The following is a 16652-nucleotide window of genomic DNA, read 5'->3' as shown; positions in this document are numbered from 1 at the left end:
TCCAAGTGCAAAGAAAAACGCGAAACTGGCAAGCGTCGCTCCGATCCCGAACAGCAATCTGCTGTCATATTGGGACGAGATAGAGCCAATCAGCACAACAGTATCCAAATACACATGCGGGTTCAGCCATGTGAGCGCCAGGACGGTGAGCATAGCCTCGCGCAACGGCTGGCCGTCTTCTCCATCCAGTTCCAATACTGCCCCGCCGCGCCATGCGGATCGGGCGTTACGCCACCCATACCACAGCAAGAACGCGGCCCCACCATAGCGCATCACCGGCTCGAACCATGGCACCGCCTCTGCCAACGCGCCGAACCCTGCGACCCCACAGACGATCAAGATCGCGTCAGACAGGGCGCAGGTCAGACACACCCAAAACACATGTGCACGCCGCAATCCCTGGCGTAGGACAAAGGCGTTTTGCGCACCAATGGCCACGATCAGGGATAAAGATAGGAAAAATCCGGGTAAAAATGATGCCACTTCAGACGCCTTGAACAGTGCTTTAGCGCCCATACGTGCTGCAGGTTCTTCTGACAAGCCTTTAGGAGCTATACGTTTTTTGCACACCGGGTTTGCACAAATAAACAGAGCATTCTGCGACGCTATCCCTTATGTGCCATGAACCCCGATGGCGATCCTCGTGTTCGACGGTGGCCGTGGGCTGCTTCACCTCCATGTAGGGGAAGGTGTGGGCGCCGCACTGATCGCCCATGAGCAGGGAGTCGCACTGGGTGTGGTTGCGCGCACGCTCGGCGGTGGGCAGCACCTTCACCAGGCCGCGGTAGGCCTGCTGGGCGCGGCCGGCCGCAATGCCCTTGGAGACGATGGTGCTGCGCGTGTCGCGGCCGATGTGGATCATCTTGGTGCCCGTGTCGGCCTGTTGCAGATTGTTGGCCACGGCCACGGAGTAGAACTCGCCCACGGAGTTGTCACCGCGCAGGATGCAGCTGGGGTACTTCCAGGTGATCGCCGAACCGGTCTCGATCTGGGTCCAGCTGATCTTGGAGTTGTCGCCGCGGCAGTCGCCTCGCTTGGTGACGAAGTTGTAGATGCCACCGACGCCGTTTTCATCACCGGGGTACCAGTTCTGCACCGTCGAGTACTTGATCTCCGCGTCCTTCATGGCCACCAGTTCCACCACGGCGGCGTGCAACTGGTTCTCATCGCGCATGGGCGCCGTGCAGCCCTCGAGGTAGCTCACGTGGCTGCCCTCGTCGGCGATGATCAGCGTGCGCTCGAACTGGCCCGTGTTGGCGGCGTTGATACGGAAGTAGGTGCTGAGCTCCATCGGGCAGCGCACGCCCTTGGGGATGTAGACGAAGGAGCCGTCGGAGAACACGGCGGAGTTGAGCGCGGCGAAGAAGTTATCGCGCGGAGGCACCACGGTGCCGAGGTAACGCTCGATCAGCTCCGGGTGGCTGTGCACGGCCTCGGAGAAGGAGCAGAACACCACGCCGGCCTCGGCCAGCTTCTCCTTGAAGGTGGTGGCCACGGAGACGCTGTCGAACACGGCGTCCACGGCCACCCCGGCCAGGGCGGCGCGCTCGTGCAACGGAATGCCGAGCTTCTCGTAGGTCTCGAGGAGCTTCGGATCCACCTCGTCGAGGCTCTTCGGCTTGTCCTTGTCCGACTTCGGCGCCGCGAAGTAGGAGATCGCCTGGTAGTCGATGGGCGGGAAGTTCACGTGGGCCCATTCCGGCGAGGTCATCTTCTGCCAGTGGCGGAAGGCCTTCAGGCGCCAGTTGAGCATGAACTCCGGCTCGTTCTTCTTCGCCGAGATCAGGCGGATGACGTCTTCGTCCAGGCCTGGCGGCACCGTCTCCGTGTCGATGTCGGTGACGAAGCCGTGCTTGTACTTGCCTTCGACGACGTCGTGGACGTCCTGCATTCCGTTACTCATGCGTTACTCGTCTCGTTCTGAGGTGACGTGGTGGCGTTCGCGTTCGTCGCGCGGTGGGCGAGGGCGCCCAGCTGCAGGGCGGGCACCGCGCCGTGTTGCCAGTTGGCCAACTCGGCCAGGGAGATGTCGTCCAGGGCGCGGCGAATGGCCACGTTGATGTGCTGCCAGGCGTTGCCCACGCCGCACACGGTTTCGAGCTCACAGCTGCCGGCGCCGGTGGCACACTCGGTGATGGCGACGGGACCTTCGAGCGCGTCGATGATCTGGGCAGCGCTGATCTGGGTGGCCGGGCGGGCCAGGGTGTAGCCGCCGTTGGCGCCGCGCACCGAATTCACGATGCCCGCGTGGGCGAGGGCCTTGAGGATCTTGGCGGCCGTGGCCGGACCCAGGCGCGTCTGCTCGGCGAGTTCCGCCGACGATACGCACTCACCGCCCACCAGGCGGGTGAGGATCAACGTCCCGTAATCCGTAAGTTTCCCGATGCGCAGCATGGCAACGCCTCCCGAGGGCTGGGTGGAGTCGAAATGGTACCAGAGAGGTCCTGTATTGCAATAAACGGCCGCTTACCCGCGGCAGCTATCGTGGTGACTCTCCCGCGAGTCCGGCGCTTCTTCGCGTGCCTGACACCGCTCGCACAAAGGCGTTTCCCGTTGCACGATAACGCGTCACTCAGCGTTAACCCGGAGACTGCCTCGATGAAGTCCTCATACGCTCCCCCACTGGCCGGCTTTCTACTGGTGTGCCTGACTTGCCTCTGCCCGGCAGTGCACGCCAATGACTTCACCTCCGCCGCGATTGCCAAGCGTCATCCACAGTCGGCCACCACCCCCGCTCGGATCGCCGACGCCCGAATGCAGGGGGAGTGTCTGGTGGGGCTGAAGGAGCTAAATTTCCGCAAGGCGAACGAGTTCGACCCCGTCGCCGAGTGGACCAACTATCGCTCCCTCTCGCTGCTCAGCCAGTTTCCGCCCTGCGAGGTACTGGTGATGATGGAAGTGGCCCGCACGCAGCTCAAGGCGCTGCTCGAGGAGGAGTAGGGATCCCATCCGAAAATTTTTTTTCGCCTGGGTGCATCTGGGGCGCGTCGAGGTCGCATCTCTCCCAATAGTCGGCACAAAAATCGAGGAGAGTGAGATGTCGGACAGCGTGATTGGCTTGGCGGGGTTGGGCTTCTGGTTGTTCATCGCAGCTGCGGTCGTCAGCAGCATCTGGGATGACATTCGCAAGCGAGAGACACGCCACGCCACGCTGCGAGCCTTGATCGCCTCCGGGCAGCAGGTGGACCAGGCCGCGGTCGATCGCCTGCTCGGCAAGGCCCAGCGCTCGGAACACGACATGCGGGTGGGCGCGATCGTGCTGCGCTACATCGCCTTCGGGTTGGTGGCGCTGGGCGGACTGCTCGCGTTGATGGCAGGGGTCGAGGTGCTCTTCGCCTTGCTGGGCGTGGCCGCGTTTCTCGGCCTGTTGAGCATGGGCATCTCCGTGGCAGCCAACTACTCCGCCGAGGTGGAAGCTACGCAGCCGGCGGCGCCCGATGACATCGTGCTTCCCGGGCGCAGCGAGGAGAGCACGGGGGACAGTGCGCCGCCACCGCGGCAGGACCTCGGTGAATAGATCGGGCGGGTCGACAACTTCGTGCGATCACCCGATTACACCCAGGGCCAGGAGGCACTGGTCGTGGCCCTAGCGCGTACCGGCGATCGCGAGGCGTTCGAGGAGCTGGTCCGACGGCGCCAGAGCTGGTTGCGCACGCTCCTGCGGCGCTGCTGCGGCGACCCGGCGCTCGCCGACGACCTCGCCCAGCAGACCTTCCTGCAAGCCTGGAAGAAGCTGCGCCAGCTACGCGACCCCGAGCGCTTCGGCCCCTGGTTGAAGCGCCTGGGCCTGAACGCTTGGCTGGGGCGCATGCGCCGCCTCGATCCCCTCGCGGACGCGGATCCCGTGGCCGAGGACGGCACCGCGGCCGAGACGCCGAGCACGGCGGACTCGTCGGGCGCAGCGATGATCGCCGGCGACCTCGATGCAGCGCTCAACACCTTGCCTGCCCCGGTGCGTCTGTGCGTGGTGCTCGCCTACCACGAGGGCTTCACCCACGAGGAGATCGTGGAGCTGACCAAGTTGCCTCTGGGCACGGTGAAATCCCACGTGCGCCGGGGTACCCAGAAGTTACGACAACAACTGTTGGCCTATGAAGATGCGTGACGATCTCGATCCCGAGCTGCTCGCCCTGTTCGAACGTCAACCGCCGGCGCCGGTGGTGGACGAGGCCTTCGTGGCCCAGGTCATGCGCAAGCTGCGGCGCCACCAGCGCTGGCGACTCGTGGCGCGGATCACCGTGGGCGTGGTGCTCGCCCTGCTGGCGGTGCCTCTGCAGGACCCGCTGGAGCTGCTCACCGACGCGTTGCTGGCGCCCCTGTTCGACGCCCAGGGCGGCGTGGGGCAGGAGCTGCTCTCGCCGCTCAGCAGCGTGGGCGCGGTGCTGACGGTGTTGCTCCTGGCCCTGCAACTGCTGTTCCGGCGCATGCTCCGCTAGCGCGAGACCTCATTCTCCGGTAACACGCCGAAGAGCAGATGCCCGACCGCGGCCAGGATGTGCAGGCCGATGAGAATCAGTAGGAGGTTCGACAGCGCCTCGTGCCCCTCGCTGATCCACCCCGGTGGGTCGGCGGCGAAGTCGATGGACGGCAGGGTGATCACGCCGAAGAACGAGCCGCCCTCTCCAAGGGTGCTCAATGCCAACCCGAGCAGGCACTGCGCGATCAGCAGCACGTAGAGCGTGAAGTGCAAGCCGCGCGCGATCACCTTCTGCGGCGTCGGCAGGGTGTAGGCGTCCAGGGGATCGAGCGTGCGCGTTCGCCACCACACGCGCACCACCATGAGGAGCAGCAGGGTCAGCCCGAAGGAGAGGTGGGTGGCGAGCTGGGACGCTGACTGGTCCGCCGATTCCGCGCCGAACTGCCCCGACGAGATCACCGTCACCAGCACCAGGGCGGCCGCCGCCCAGTGCAGCAGCCGGCTGCGCACGCGATAGGGGTGCTTGCTCACCGAAGGGAGGCGCGGAAGACCAGGATCGATGCCATGCCGAAGCCGTAGGTGGTGAGGCTGACGCTGCCGTAGACCGCCACCAGTCCGAACGGTGGTCGCATCTCCATGGCGCTCAGCAGGAACAGCGACGAGTTGGTGACGGCGCCGATCACCATCGCCCACCGCACGTGTCCGGGCAGCGGTATCCGCGCGCCGTAGAAGCCGAGGATCATCGCGCCCATGATGAGGAAGTCGAGGTGTGATGAGAGGAGCTTGTCCGTGTCCCGAAACACCTCCAGCAAGGCGGGGATCGGCGTCACGCGGGTGAGCATCAGGAGCCAGGCGATGGCCAAGGCCACCAGAAAGTTGAAGGTAGCTCCCCGCAGGAGCAATGCGTTTCCTGCGTGCCTGTCGTCGCTTCCCATAGATCCCCCGTCTTCTTGTTGCGGGCGACGGCTCATATCGGCCGGCCTCGGTCAGGCTGAGTGTAGAGGAATGCCGCGTGCAGACGGCAACTCTTGGGGCAAGGGATGCAGCAGCGGCTGTGGCCTAGGGAGCGTTTGTCGTCCGTGAGGGTTGGGTCGAGGCGCGGCCGAGCAGAAACACGAGTGGGGTGCTCAAGCGCCGGTTCCAGGCGTTCTCGCTGTGGTCTTCGCCCGGGAAGCTGCGGGTGATCCAGTGGTCATCGTCGTAGCCCGCCCCACGCATGATCTCGTCGATGGCTTCCTGGTGCTGTGGGTACTGGGCATCCAGCCCTTGGTCGCCATGGTCGAAGTAGAGCCGATGGGCACCAGGCGCGGGCAGGTGATCGCGAAGGTAGCGCGCGAACAGCGCAGGGACCGGGTTGTCGGTGGCCTCGAAGGTGCCGAGCCAGTGGGTCGAAAGGCAGGCGGCGCCGCCGAAGACATCGGGGTACTCGAGCAACCCGTAAAGGGAGATCAATCCCCCCATGCTCGAGCCGAGGAGAAAGGTGTGCTCGGGTGCGGTGGCGACGTCGTAATGGGCATCCACGTGAGGCTTCAGCTGCGTCACGATGAACGTCAGGTACGCATCGGAGGCCACCCCGCTCGCAAACAGGCCAACGCCCGGTGGGTACTCGAGGGTGAGGTACGCGCGACGGGTCTCGGCGGGCAGGGCACGCCATGGGCGCTCCGGAAAGTACTCCGTGTGGCGACGGCTGCCTCCGTTGTCGATGGCCACGACGATGAAGGGACGGGTCTCGCCGCTCGCGATCAGGGCCGCGGCCGTCTCGTCCACGCCCCATTCCTGCTTGTTCCAGGTAGTGCCCGCATCGAACAGCATCTGCCCGTCGTGCATGTACACCACATCGTAGGGTACCGCCTCGGGGTAGTCGGGCGGTAACCAGATCCGCACGGTTCGTTCGGGCACGTGCAATGCCTCGAAGGCGGGGAGGGTGTCCAGCGTGCCGGCGGAGACCCGCGGCGTAGCGTCATCAGCGAAGCTGTGCGTCCAGGTTAGCAGGCACGCTAGGCCCATGGTGAGCCAGCCGGAGACGAGTCCCAGGCGCATCGCGCGAGTGGCGATCATTGGTCCTTCGGGCGCGGCTTGATCCGCCCACGGCGATCTCGCGGCAGCACCTTCTCGATCTCCTCGATGCGGGCGGAAAAGCGCTCGCGCTGCACCGGCTTGAGATCAGGCGCTTCCTGCGCCAGCTTCAGCTGGTCGATGGCCTGGTAAAGATCGCCGTTGACCACGTGAAACTCGGACATGTAGTAGTGGGCGTCGCCCTCATCGCCGGCCTCGCTCGCCGCTAGGGCGATCAAGCGCAGCTGTTCGGCCGTGTAGTTGATGTTGTTGAGCAGGTCGAGCATCAACGTGTGGGCCTGGTCCGCGTGGCCGTGGTTCATCAGGGCCCGGGAGTAGCGCACGGTGAGCGGAATGTTGCGAGGGAACAGGCGCAGCGCCACCTCGTACACCTCGAGGCCATCCTGCACCTCGCCCTTGGCGATCAGCGACTCGGCGAGCCCCGAGTGGAAGGCGGTGACGTAACCGACCTGGTTGACGAGGGCGCGGAAGAAGGGCTCTGCGCGGCCGGGTTGGTCCGCCGCCAGCAGGGAGATGGCGTAGCCGTAGCGGGTGGGGATGTCGGCCTCGAGGATGCCGTCGGGCGCATGGTCCTCGAAGTAGCGCACAGCTTCCGTGCGCGTGTCGGCGAGCAGGGCGCGCACACGCACCTTGGCGAGGTCGTAGTCGAGGGTGTCCTCGGGCGGTTCCACCTCGTCGTACTCAGCGGCGCGGTTGCGCGACTCGGCCACGCGGTTGGCCTCGAGGGGGTGGGTGCGCAGGAACTCGGGAATCTGTGTCCCGCGGATGCCCGAGCGCTTGCCCAAGGTCTCGAAGAAGTTCGGCATGCCCTGCGGGTCGAAGCCCGCGTCCGCCAGGATGCCGATACCCACCCGATCCGCTTCGTACTCGTTGCTTCGGGTGAAGTTGATCGCCTGCTGGGCGGCGACGCCCTGGGTCACCGAGGCGGCCGCGGCGATCGCATCGCCGTCCACCCCGGCCATGGCGCCGAGCAACACCGCCGCCAGCAAGGCGGCGCCGGTGACGAGGCCGTTCTGCCCCTGCGCGTGGATGCGCCGGGCGATGTGGTCCTGGGTGACGTGGGCGACCTCGTGGGCGAGCACGCCCGCCAGCTCGCTCTCTGTCTGTGTGGCGTCGATGAGGCCGGCGTTGACGCCGATGAAGCCACCGGGCAGAGCAAAGGCGTTGATGGCGCCGTCCTTGACCACGAAGAACTCGAACTTGTCCTCACCGTCGCTGGCGCGGCTCGACAGCTTGTGGCCGAGGGACTGCACGTACTGGGTGAGTTCGGGGTCCTCGAGGACCTGATCGGCGTCCCGCAGCTGGCGCATGATCATGCGGCCGAACTGGTAGGCCTGAGCCCGCGACAGGGTGGTGTCCCAGGGCGCGCCGATGTCGGGCAACTCGCTCTTCGGCATCGGCTGGGCGGCCACCGGCGTGCTGACCAGCAGCGGCAGCAGGCCGAGCACCACCACCGCGGCCTGGCTGAGGCGGCGGGTGAACGCGGTGAACGATGCGACGAGACGTGACATGCCAGATCCGACCGTCGGGTGGGCGGCGAGGTTCCCTCGCCAGCCCGAGCCCGCGGGTTACAAAATGTCCGAGGCGTAGTGGGCCAGGCGTGAGCGTTCGCCGCGAAGCAGGGTGATGTGGCCGGAATGGGCCCAGCTGCGGAAGCGATTCACCACGTAGGTGAGGCCCGAGGTGGTCTCCGTGAGGTAGGGCGTGTCGATCTGTTCCACGTTGCCCAGGCACACGAGCTTGGTGCCGGGGCCGGCGCGGGTGATCAGGGCCTTCATCTGCTTGGAGGTGAGGTTCTGCGCCTCGTCCACGATGATGTAGCGGTTGAGGAAGGTACGCCCGCGCATGAAGTTCAGGGAGCGGATCTTGATCCGGCGGCGGATCAGATCGTTGGTGGCCTGCCGGCCCCAGCCGTCGCCCTCTTCGGTCTGCGCCAGCACCTCGAGGTTGTCCATGAGGGCGCCCATCCAGGGCTCCATCTTCTCCTCTTCCGTGCCGGGCAGGAAGCCGATGTCCTCGCCCAGGGGCACGGTGACCCGGGTCATGATGATCTCGTTGTAGGCACCCTTGTCGAGGGTCTGGGCAAGGCCGGCGGCGAGCGCCAGGAGCGTCTTGCCCGTGCCGGCGGAGCCGACGATGGTCACCATGTCCACGTCGTCGTGCATCAGCAGGTTGAGGGCGAAGTTCTGCTCGCGGTTGCGCGCCTGGATGCCCCACACGGCGTTGTGCTCGCTGCGGAAGTCGCGTACCTGCTCGAGCACGGCCGTATCCCCGTCGCGCTCGCGCACGATGGCCTCGAAGTGAAGGTCCCCCTCGCCGTGGACGAACTGGGACGGATGCCAGGACTGCACGCGCGGGCCGTGGATGCGGTAGAGCGCTTTCAGCCCTTCCTGCCAGGACTCCATGTTCTCGCCGTGCTGATCCCAGAAGTCCTCATCGAGCGCTTCGCTCCCGGTGTACAGCACATCTGTGTCGGTGAGCGTGCGGTCGTTGTAGTAGTCCTCGGCGTGCACCCCGAGAATGGAGGCCTTGATGCGCAGGTTGATGTCCTTGGACACCAGGGTGATCGACACCTCCGGGTGCTTCTCCTGCAGTGCCAGGGTGGCGGCCAGGATGGCGTTGTCGGGGGTGGAACCAGGGAGGCCGTTCGGCAAAGAGAACTCGAAGGTCTGGGTCTGAAAGTAGAGTCGACCGGGCGCGTTGGCGGCGCTCTGCTCGTCCTGGCCATCGACGTCGTCGGGCATCAAACCCGGCAGTTCGAGCCCCTGAGCGATCCCCGAGGGCTCCACGCCCTGCATGATGCGGTCGAGGAAGCGGCTGGCCTGGCGCGCGTTGCGGGCGGGCTCGGACATCCCCTTCTTCAGCACGTCCAGCTCTTCGAGCACCACCATCGGCAGGTGCACGTCGTGCTCCTGAAAGCGGTACATGGCCGTGGGATCGTGGATGAGCACGTTGGTGTCGAGAACGAACAGGCGCCGACCGCCGTGGCCGGGCTGGCGCTGACCGTCAGCTCCGTGCGTGGCGCCAGTGTCGCTATCCGAGGTGAGTACCCCGGCGGCCGCCAATCGGGTGGTACCTGGCGTGCGGTCGTCTGCGCCGTTGCTCGGGCCTTTGTGGGTGCTCATCAGTTCTTGATCGGCTCCATGATGGCGTCGAGGTTGAGGCGGTCGCAAAATTCCATGAATTCCTCGCGAAGCGCGGCGATGTGAACCCGCGAGGGGATGCTCACGGACATCTGCACCGAGAACATGGCCGCCCCGGTGTGCGCCGCTGCGTAGCTGCGGGTGCTCAACTCGGCGATCTCGATACCGCGCTGGGAGAAGAATCCGGCCAGGTTGGACACGATGCCTTCGTGATCGAGGCAGACCACATCCACGGCGTAGGGCAGCAGATCGCCGCGGACGGCGCGCTCTTCCGTGCGCCGAACGGAGATCGAGAGGCGATCCTCGCCGAGGCGCTGCAGCTCCCCTTCCAGGCGCGCCAGGGTGTGCCAGTTGCCGCCTATCAACATCAGCATGGCGAACTCGCTACCGAGGCCAACCATGCGGCTTTCCATCACGTTACCGCCGCATTCGAGTATTTTCGCGGTGAGATCGTGAACCAGGCCGGGACGATCCGCGCCGACCGCGGAAATGACCATCAACTGCTTCATGTAAGGGGAGTCTGTGCACCGTTGCTTGCTCGGGCCGAGTGTACAGGCAAAGGGTGGCAAGGCAAGGCGCCGCCCAGGCGCGGCGCCAGGCCGGTCCTGGCAGGCTCGACATAAGCTTACAAATCACCTCGGAACGACCCCAGGGGAGGGCGGTCGAAGCCGTGGTCGAGGGGAACTCGGTGCCGCTTTTCCTCGGGCAGCAGGCGTTGCCGGCGCGGCGCCTTGCTAGGGCTTTGAGCGGTCATTACCATTGTCGGTTTACCCGGCCGAAGGATTGCGCTTGAACACAGTGGGGACCATGGTCGCGCTGGCGAGTCCGATGGATGGGGCCGGGCGTGTCGATCGCGCATCGTTCCTGCGCTTGCTGGACTACCAGCGGGCCGGCGGCGTGGATGGTGTGGTGGTCGGGGGGACCACCGGCGAGTCCGCCACTCTCTCGGTCGAGGAATTGGGTGAGCTGGTGCGCGTAGCGCGGGAGCACCTGCCGTCGAGCGTCGCGGTGGTCGCTGGCAGTGGCAGCAACAGCACGCAGCGCGCCGCAGACCTCACGCGGCTCGTTTTCGAGGCGGGCGCGGATGCGGCCATGGTGGTCACCCCTTCCTACAACAAGCCGACGCAGGGCGGCCTCGCGCGCCATTACGAGGCGATCGCGGACGCCGCTGCCGGACCCGTCGTGCTCTACAACGTGCCGTCGCGCACGGCCTGCGACATGCAGCCGAGCACGGTGGCCGCGCTGGCGCAGCACGAGCGGATCGTGGCGGTGAAGGAGGCGGTGCCCGACATGCAGCGCCTGCACGAGCTTCGCGAGTTGTGCGGTAAGCACTTTGCCGTGCTGAGCGGTGACGACGGCTCGCTGATCGACGCGCTGGAAGCTGGCGTCGACGGCACGGTGTCCGTAACCGGTAACGTAGCGCCGGGCGCGATGGCGCAGATGGTGGCGTTGGGGCGCAAGGGCGACCTGGCCGAAGCACGCAAGATAGACGATAGGCTACGAAAACTACATGCCGCGCTGTTCGTTGAGAGTAATCCGATCGCGGTGAAATGGGCGCTTGCGCGCCTCGGGGTGATCGACGGCGCGACCCTGCGTCTACCGTTGACACCGCTCGATGGCGCCCACGAGGCGCTTGTGGACGACGCGCTCAGGACAGCTGGCCTGCATTGATGACATCGATAGACGCTTTTGAAGGGGGCCGATCGGTCCCGCGAGGCTTGCGCTTGCTCGGCGCCGCTACCCTCCTCTGTGTGATCGCCACGCTGAGCGCGTGCGGCGGACGCGCGGCCGTGTGCGAGCCCGACCCGGCATACTCCGGTCGCCTCGACGGAAAGGAGCTGAGCATTCCCGAGGGTCTCGACCCGCCGCGCAACAGCGGTCGCTTCGACATCCCGCCCATCGCCAGCTCGGACCGCGAAGCGGATCCACGCTGCACGGCCTATCCGCCGCGTATCGAGGGCATCGCCGATAACAGCGCCGAGGCCAGGCGCGCTCGCCGGGCCGCCGAACGCGAACGAGAAGCCGCGGAGCAGGCGGCAGCGGCCGCCGCCGCTGCGGGCGGTCAAGCCTCCAACCCGCGCGTGGCACCGACGCCACCTCCCGCCCAGGGGGCACCGATCGATTCGGATCGGCGCGTGTATCGCCAGGTCTTCGACGCCGTGGGCGAATGGGCCCGCGCATGGGAGGAGCGTAACTTCCAGGGCTACCTGGACGCGTACTCCGAGGACTTCATCCCGCCCCAGCCGATGACCCGCGCGCAGTGGGAAGACGTGCGCCAGCAACGAATGAACGAAGGCGCTCAGGCGTTTACCGATCTCGAGTCGCTGGAGGTCTACCAGACCCCGGATCGGGACAATGTGATCGTGCGCTTCCGCCAGTACTTCGCCTTCGAGAGCATCCAATCCACCATCGACAAGGAGTTGTGGATGGTGCGTGAGCGACGAAGCTGGAAGGTGGTGTCCGAGCGCGTCATCGCCGTGGAGTAGGCGAGGACACTCCTAGTGTCCTGTCCCATAAATTCGTTGAAGAATTCGCGGGTACTTTTTGCCCCTAGGCACGTTGCTCCTCCTCCCGTGGGGCCTGCCACGCTCGTCCTCGCGCCGCGCCTAGGAGCAAAAAGCCCCGTGCGACTTCTTCAACGAATTTATGGGACAGGACACTAGCCCCTGTTGCTGGACTTTCGGTCGCACTTCGCTAGACTGGCGTGCTCCCGGAGAGGTGGCCGAGTGGTCGAAGGCGCCAGATTGGAATTCTGGTATACGGGTCTCCCGTATCGTGGGTTCGAATCCCACCCTCTCCGCCATCGATTCGACCGGTGGGACCCTGGCTTCGTGGCGCACCCTCACCCCAGCGCCACCCGTTCCGCCGGGGTTTCCCTCGCGGCCAACGCGACGGGTGCCATGACCGCAGGAGGCGGTGCCGTGCAGCCCTACAGACGCCCACCGTCAGCGAGCCCTTGCGCCGCTTGAGGACTCCAGCGCCAGGCCCGGCCGCAGCCGACGCCAGGCGCCGGCTCGCTCGCAGCTACGTGATCGGTCTGGTGATCGTGGCCTCTGCCGTGACCAGCACCTTCTTCATCTTGAGTGCCCTCATCTCCGCCCAGAGCGAGAGTGCCTGGCTGATCAACATCAGTGGCCGCCAGCGCATGCTCTCCCAGCGGATCGCCCTGCACTCGGTGCAGCTGGCGCGGGAGCTTCGGCCCTCCGAGGCCGCCGCCCTGCGCGCCGAGTTGGAGCACGACCTGGCCCTGATGATGAGTTCTCACGAGGCGCTCGTGGAGGCGAGCGGGGGCCGCGATCGCATGTCCGACGAGTTGCGTGCCCTTTACTTCGAGAGAATCGATGCGGTGGACCCGGCCGTGCAGGCATTCTCAAGCGACGTGCGGGCGTTGCTGGCGATAGATGTCCCGGCCCAGCGTAGTGCGGCAGCGGACGCCCTGACCCAACGCGCCAAGGCTTCGCTGCTGAACGGGCTGAACGGGGTCGTGCTCCGGCTGCAGGTGGAAGCGGAGGCACGCATACGGTTTCTGGAGCGCCTCGAATTTGCCGTTTACCTAGTCACACTGCTAGGTCTTGCAGTGGAGGCTATCTTCGTCTTTCGACCCACGCTGCGAGAACTGCACCACCGGGCGCGCGAGCTCGACGTGCTGAGCTACCAGGCGAGTCACGACGAGCTCACGGGGCTGCCCAATCGCCGGTACTTTCTGGACTTTGCCGATACCACGCTCGCCGTGGCGGCCCGCAAGGTGCATCACACGGGCGTGCTCCACATCGATCTGGACGGCTTCAAGTCCGTGAACGATGACTTTGGCCATGCGGTCGGTGATGAGGTGCTGCGGTGGGTCGCCCATCGGCTGCGCGAGACCGTGCGCGGAGGCGACTTCCTGGCCCGACTCGGCGGCGACGAGTTCGTGGTGTTGGTGGCGGATGTGAAGTCGGCGCTAGAGCTCGAGCGGTCGGCGGCGAGACTCATCGATGCACTGGAGGCACCGCCCTACCCGAGAGGGGGGGTGCAGGGGGCGGGGGCCAGTATCGGCCTGGCCCTGATGGCGCCCGGTGAGCGATCGATCGAACCGCTCCTGCAACAGAGTGATCGCGCCCTGTACCGGGCGAAGTCCGCAGGTAAGGCCCAGTGGAGCTGGAGTACGCAGCCGGTGCCGCCGAGCCCCGAGCATGGATGAGTCCCTGAGCCTCGCGGAGCGCATCAACGCCGTGCTGACACCGGTGGCTGATCGCGTGTCCTCGGTCATCTTCTATTCGGTGGAAGTGTTCGGTGTGGCCCTGCCGTTGGTGGTGGTGTGGCTGATGGCCGCGGGCGTGGTGCTCACGGTGGCCAATCGCTTCATCAACATCCGCGGCTTCCTGCACGGCTGCAAGCTGGTGCTCAACCCCCAGGCCCACGTCGATTCGCCCGGCGAGATCTCCCACTTTCAGGCCCTCTCCGCAGCACTCTCGGGCACCGTAGGGCTTGGCAACATCGCCTCGGTGCCGGTGGCGATCACCCTCGGCGGGCCGGGGGCGATCTTCTGGATGGTCCTGGCGGGCTTCTTCGGCATGTCCGCTAAGTTCGCCGAGTGTGCGCTGGCGGTGAAGTACCGCCGTGTCCTGCCCGACGGGCGGGTGCTCGGTGGGCCGATGCTCTACATCGAGGCCGTGTTCAGCCGCATCGGGTTGAAGACCGTGGGCAAGGCGGCCGCGGTGTTCTTTGCTGTGATGACGCTCGGTGCGTCGGTCAGCATCTTCCAGGTCAACCAGTCGCACGCGCAGTTTGTCAACGTCACCGGCATCTCCGCGCCGATCATCTACGGCGTGATCATGGCGAGTGGCGTCGCCTACATCATTCTCGGGGGCATCAAGCGCATCGGGGCCGCGGCGCAGGTCATCGTGCCGGCGATGGGCTTGCTCTACGTGGGCTCGGCCCTGTTGATCCTGGTCTTGAATGCGAACGCGTTGCCCGAGGCAGTGCAGACGATAGTGCGCAGCGCCTTCGGTTTGGACGCGGCTGCCGGCGGCGTCGTCGGGGCGCTGATCAACGGCATGAAGCGAGCCACCTACTCCTCCGAAGCGGGGGTGGGTTCGGCGGCCATCGCCCACGCGGCGGTGCGTACCAAGGAGCCCATGACGGAGGGCTACGTCGCGCTGTTGGAGCCGTTCATCGATACCGTCGTGGTGTGCACGATCACGGGGTTGGTGGTCGTGGTGACCGGCGTCTACGAGCCCTACCTCTTCAATCCCGATGTGGTGGGTATCGAGATCACCTCGTCGGCCTTTGCGGGCACCTTCTCCTGGTTTCCCTACGTGTTGCTGGTCGCTTCGGTGCTGTTCGCCTTCTCCACCCTGGTCTCTTGGGCCTTCTACGGCAGTCAGGCGGCCGCGTACCTGTTCGGCCCCAGCCGCACCACCGATGTCGTCTTCAAGTTGATCTTGTGCCTCCTGCTCTCGACGGGCGCCGCGGTCTCCCTGTCGGCGATTATCGACTTTATTGACTCCATGCTGTTCGGCATGGCCATCCCCAACGTGATCGCCCTCTACCTGCTGTTACCGGAGCTGCAGCGAGACGTGGCGGATTACGAAGCGCGGGCGGGGCTGAAGCGCCGCGACTCCTGACGACGCTCCCGCCGGCGAGGAAGCTGGCCGATGTCGGCGGCGGGCACGGGTGTGCACGGCAAGGTGCTTAACCCACGCTGGCACGGTACGCTGCCGAGCGTTGGCATCGCGATGGAGGACGTGACGTGGCAGAGAAGCTCGCAGGCAAGGTGCTGGTGGCGCAGGGAGGTGGCCCCACGGCCGTGATCAACCAGAGTCTGGTCGGGGTGGTGCTCGAAGCGCGCAAGTTCACCCAGATCAGTCGCGTCTACGGGGCGCTGCACGGAGTGGAGGGCATCGTCAACGAGCACTTCATCGATCTGACGCGCGAGACCACCCACAACCTCGAGCTGGTCGCCCAAACGCCGAGCTCGGCCTTGCTCTCCACCCGCGTGAAACCCGATGCCGCCTACTGCGCCCGCATGTTCGAGGTGCTGCGACGCCATGGCATCCACTACTTTTTCTATATCGGCGGCAACGACAGTTCGGACACCTTACGCATCATCAACCGCCAGGCGGAGGAGGCGGCCTATCCCCTGCGCTGCGTCCACATCCCCACGACGGTCGACAACGACCTGGTGGAGAACGATCACACGCCCGGGTTCCCGTCGGCGGCGCGCTTCGTGGCCAACGCGTTCCAAGGCATCAACCTTGATAACCGTGCGCTCGAGGGGGTGTACATCGGCGTCACCATGGGCCGTCACGCGGGGTTCTTGACTGCCTCCAGTGCGTTGGCGCGGAAGTACCCGGACGAGGGCCCGCACCTGGTCTACCTACCGGAGCGCGAGTTCAACATCGATCGGTTCCTGACCGATGTGGACGCCACCATGGCGGAACACGGGCGCTGCATCGTGGCCGTGTCCGAGGGCATTCATGACGGCGAGGGCACGCCGATCACACGCACGCTCAAGGACACGGGCGTGGATGATCACGGCAACGTGCAGTTGTCGGGCACCGGCGTGTTGGGCGAGTTGCTGATGGATCAGGTCAAGGCACGGCTCAACATCTCACGCGTGCGGGCCGACACCTTTGGCTACCTGCAACGCTCCTTCGCCGGGTGCGTCTCCGATCGGGATGCCCGAGAGGCGCGCGAGGTGGGAGAGAAGGCCGTGCAGTACGCGATGTGGGACGACGTGGACGGCTCGGTGGTGATCCGTCGGCCCGTGCTCGACTACGGGGTGGACTACGAGTTGGTGCCCCTCGAGGCCGTGGCGGCGAAAACCAAGACCATGGCAGATGCCTTCATCAACGCTGAGGGCAACCACGTCACCCCCGAGTTTCATAGCTATTGCCGTCCGCTGATTGGCTCGAGCGTGCCGCGCCCCTACCGTCTGCGAGCCCCCATGGTGAACGCTGCAGATAAGGGCTAGCCTGCCCGAACGGCGTTGCTTGTGAATCGCGCAAACCGCTTCGCGGCGCGTGGCGAATCGC

General features: G+C 65.8%; 17 protein-coding genes, 1 tRNA gene and 1 pseudogene. 10 read left to right on the top strand and 9 right to left on the bottom strand.

Annotated elements, in window-relative coordinates; all coding sequences use genetic code 11:
- The 3 genes and pseudogenes from AAF184_13625 to AAF184_13615 form a co-directional block, all read right to left on the bottom strand.
- Positions 1–516 (bottom strand): LysE/ArgO family amino acid transporter (locus AAF184_13625; GenBank protein ID MEO0423374.1); only part of this gene is annotated, 516 nt, incomplete at its 3' end.
- Between the two features lie 124 nt (positions 517–640).
- Positions 641–1891, bottom strand: a pseudogene (gene sufB, locus AAF184_13620) (Fe-S cluster assembly protein SufB).
- Between the two features lie 8 nt (positions 1892–1899).
- Positions 1900–2394 (bottom strand): SUF system Fe-S cluster assembly regulator, encoded by a 495-nt coding sequence (locus AAF184_13615; protein MEO0423373.1) that lies wholly within the window; start codon positions 2392–2394, stop codon positions 1900–1902.
- Between the two features lie 204 nt (positions 2395–2598).
- Here AAF184_13615 and AAF184_13610 point away from each other — a divergent pair, with 204 nt between their 5' ends.
- The 4 genes from AAF184_13610 (at position 2599) to AAF184_13595 (ending at position 4436) form a co-directional block, all read left to right on the top strand.
- On the top strand, positions 2599–2940 hold the full coding sequence (locus AAF184_13610) for a hypothetical protein (protein ID MEO0423372.1): 342 nt from the start codon (positions 2599–2601) through the stop codon (positions 2938–2940).
- Between the two features lie 97 nt (positions 2941–3037).
- Positions 3038–3517, top strand: a complete 480-nt coding sequence (locus AAF184_13605) for a hypothetical protein (GenBank protein ID MEO0423371.1) — start codon at positions 3038–3040, stop codon at positions 3515–3517.
- A 21-nt stretch (positions 3518–3538) separates the two neighbouring features.
- Positions 3539–4105: a sigma-70 family RNA polymerase sigma factor gene (locus tag AAF184_13600; protein ID MEO0423370.1), complete on the top strand. Its 567-nt coding sequence runs from the start codon at positions 3539–3541 to the stop codon at positions 4103–4105.
- A complete protein-coding gene (locus AAF184_13595) occupies positions 4092–4436 on the top strand; it encodes a hypothetical protein (protein MEO0423369.1) in 345 nt (114 codons plus the stop codon). The genes AAF184_13600 and AAF184_13595 overlap by 14 nt, the downstream gene beginning before the upstream one ends.
- On the opposite strand, the gene AAF184_13590 is transcribed toward AAF184_13595, so the two are convergent.
- The 6 genes from AAF184_13590 to AAF184_13565 all read right to left on the bottom strand — a co-directional run bounded on the left by AAF184_13590 (position 4433) and on the right by AAF184_13565 (position 10133).
- Positions 4433–4948, bottom strand: a complete 516-nt coding sequence (locus AAF184_13590) for a cytochrome b/b6 domain-containing protein (GenBank protein ID MEO0423368.1) — start codon at positions 4946–4948, stop codon at positions 4433–4435. The genes AAF184_13595 and AAF184_13590 overlap by 4 nt on opposite strands.
- Positions 4945–5319, bottom strand: coding sequence for a hypothetical protein (locus AAF184_13585; GenBank protein MEO0423367.1), 375 nt, complete (start codon positions 5317–5319; stop codon positions 4945–4947). Before AAF184_13585 ends, AAF184_13590 begins: the two co-directional genes overlap by 4 nt.
- A gap of 157 nt (positions 5320–5476) precedes the next feature.
- Positions 5477–6475: an alpha/beta hydrolase-fold protein gene (locus tag AAF184_13580; GenBank protein MEO0423366.1), complete on the bottom strand. Its 999-nt coding sequence runs from the start codon at positions 6473–6475 to the stop codon at positions 5477–5479.
- Positions 6472–8004, bottom strand: coding sequence for a M48 family metalloprotease (locus tag AAF184_13575; GenBank protein MEO0423365.1), 1533 nt, complete (start codon positions 8002–8004; stop codon positions 6472–6474). Before AAF184_13575 ends, AAF184_13580 begins: the two co-directional genes overlap by 4 nt.
- Before the next feature lie 57 nt (positions 8005–8061).
- Positions 8062–9618: a PhoH family protein gene (locus AAF184_13570; GenBank protein MEO0423364.1), complete on the bottom strand. Its 1557-nt coding sequence runs from the start codon at positions 9616–9618 to the stop codon at positions 8062–8064.
- Positions 9618–10133, bottom strand: coding sequence for an ACT domain-containing protein (locus AAF184_13565; protein MEO0423363.1), 516 nt, complete (start codon positions 10131–10133; stop codon positions 9618–9620). Before AAF184_13565 ends, AAF184_13570 begins: the two co-directional genes overlap by 1 nt.
- Before the next feature lie 301 nt (positions 10134–10434).
- Between AAF184_13565 and dapA the strand changes: the two genes are divergently transcribed.
- The 6 genes from dapA to AAF184_13535 all read left to right on the top strand — a co-directional run bounded on the left by dapA (position 10435) and on the right by AAF184_13535 (position 16591).
- Positions 10435–11307: a 4-hydroxy-tetrahydrodipicolinate synthase gene (gene dapA / locus AAF184_13560; protein ID MEO0423362.1), complete on the top strand. Its 873-nt coding sequence runs from the start codon at positions 10435–10437 to the stop codon at positions 11305–11307.
- Positions 11308–11360: 53 nt separating this feature from the next.
- On the top strand, positions 11361–12122 hold the full coding sequence (locus AAF184_13555; protein ID MEO0423361.1) for a hypothetical protein: 762 nt from the start codon (positions 11361–11363) through the stop codon (positions 12120–12122).
- Positions 12123–12348: 226 nt separating this feature from the next.
- Positions 12349–12439: transfer RNA gene (locus tag AAF184_13550), tRNA-Ser, on the top strand.
- A 162-nt stretch (positions 12440–12601) separates the two neighbouring features.
- Complete coding sequence (locus AAF184_13545; protein MEO0423360.1) at positions 12602–13816, top strand: diguanylate cyclase; 1215 nt, start codon at positions 12602–12604, stop codon at positions 13814–13816.
- Entirely contained in the window at positions 13809–15242 is a 1434-nt protein-coding gene (locus AAF184_13540; protein MEO0423359.1) for an alanine/glycine:cation symporter family protein, read from the top strand. Before AAF184_13545 ends, AAF184_13540 begins: the two co-directional genes overlap by 8 nt.
- A gap of 125 nt (positions 15243–15367) precedes the next feature.
- Positions 15368–16591 carry a 6-phosphofructokinase gene (locus tag AAF184_13535; GenBank protein ID MEO0423358.1) on the top strand — a complete coding sequence of 408 codons (1224 nt, stop codon included), beginning with the start codon at positions 15368–15370 and terminating at the stop codon, positions 16589–16591.
- The last annotated feature ends 61 nt before the right edge of the window (positions 16592–16652 follow it).

This window comes from Pseudomonadota bacterium, from assembly GCA_039815145.1.
Taxonomy (GTDB): Bacteria; Pseudomonadota; Gammaproteobacteria; order Steroidobacterales; family JBCBZW01; genus JBCBZW01.
This window is presented reverse-complemented; position numbering and strand designations above follow the sequence as displayed.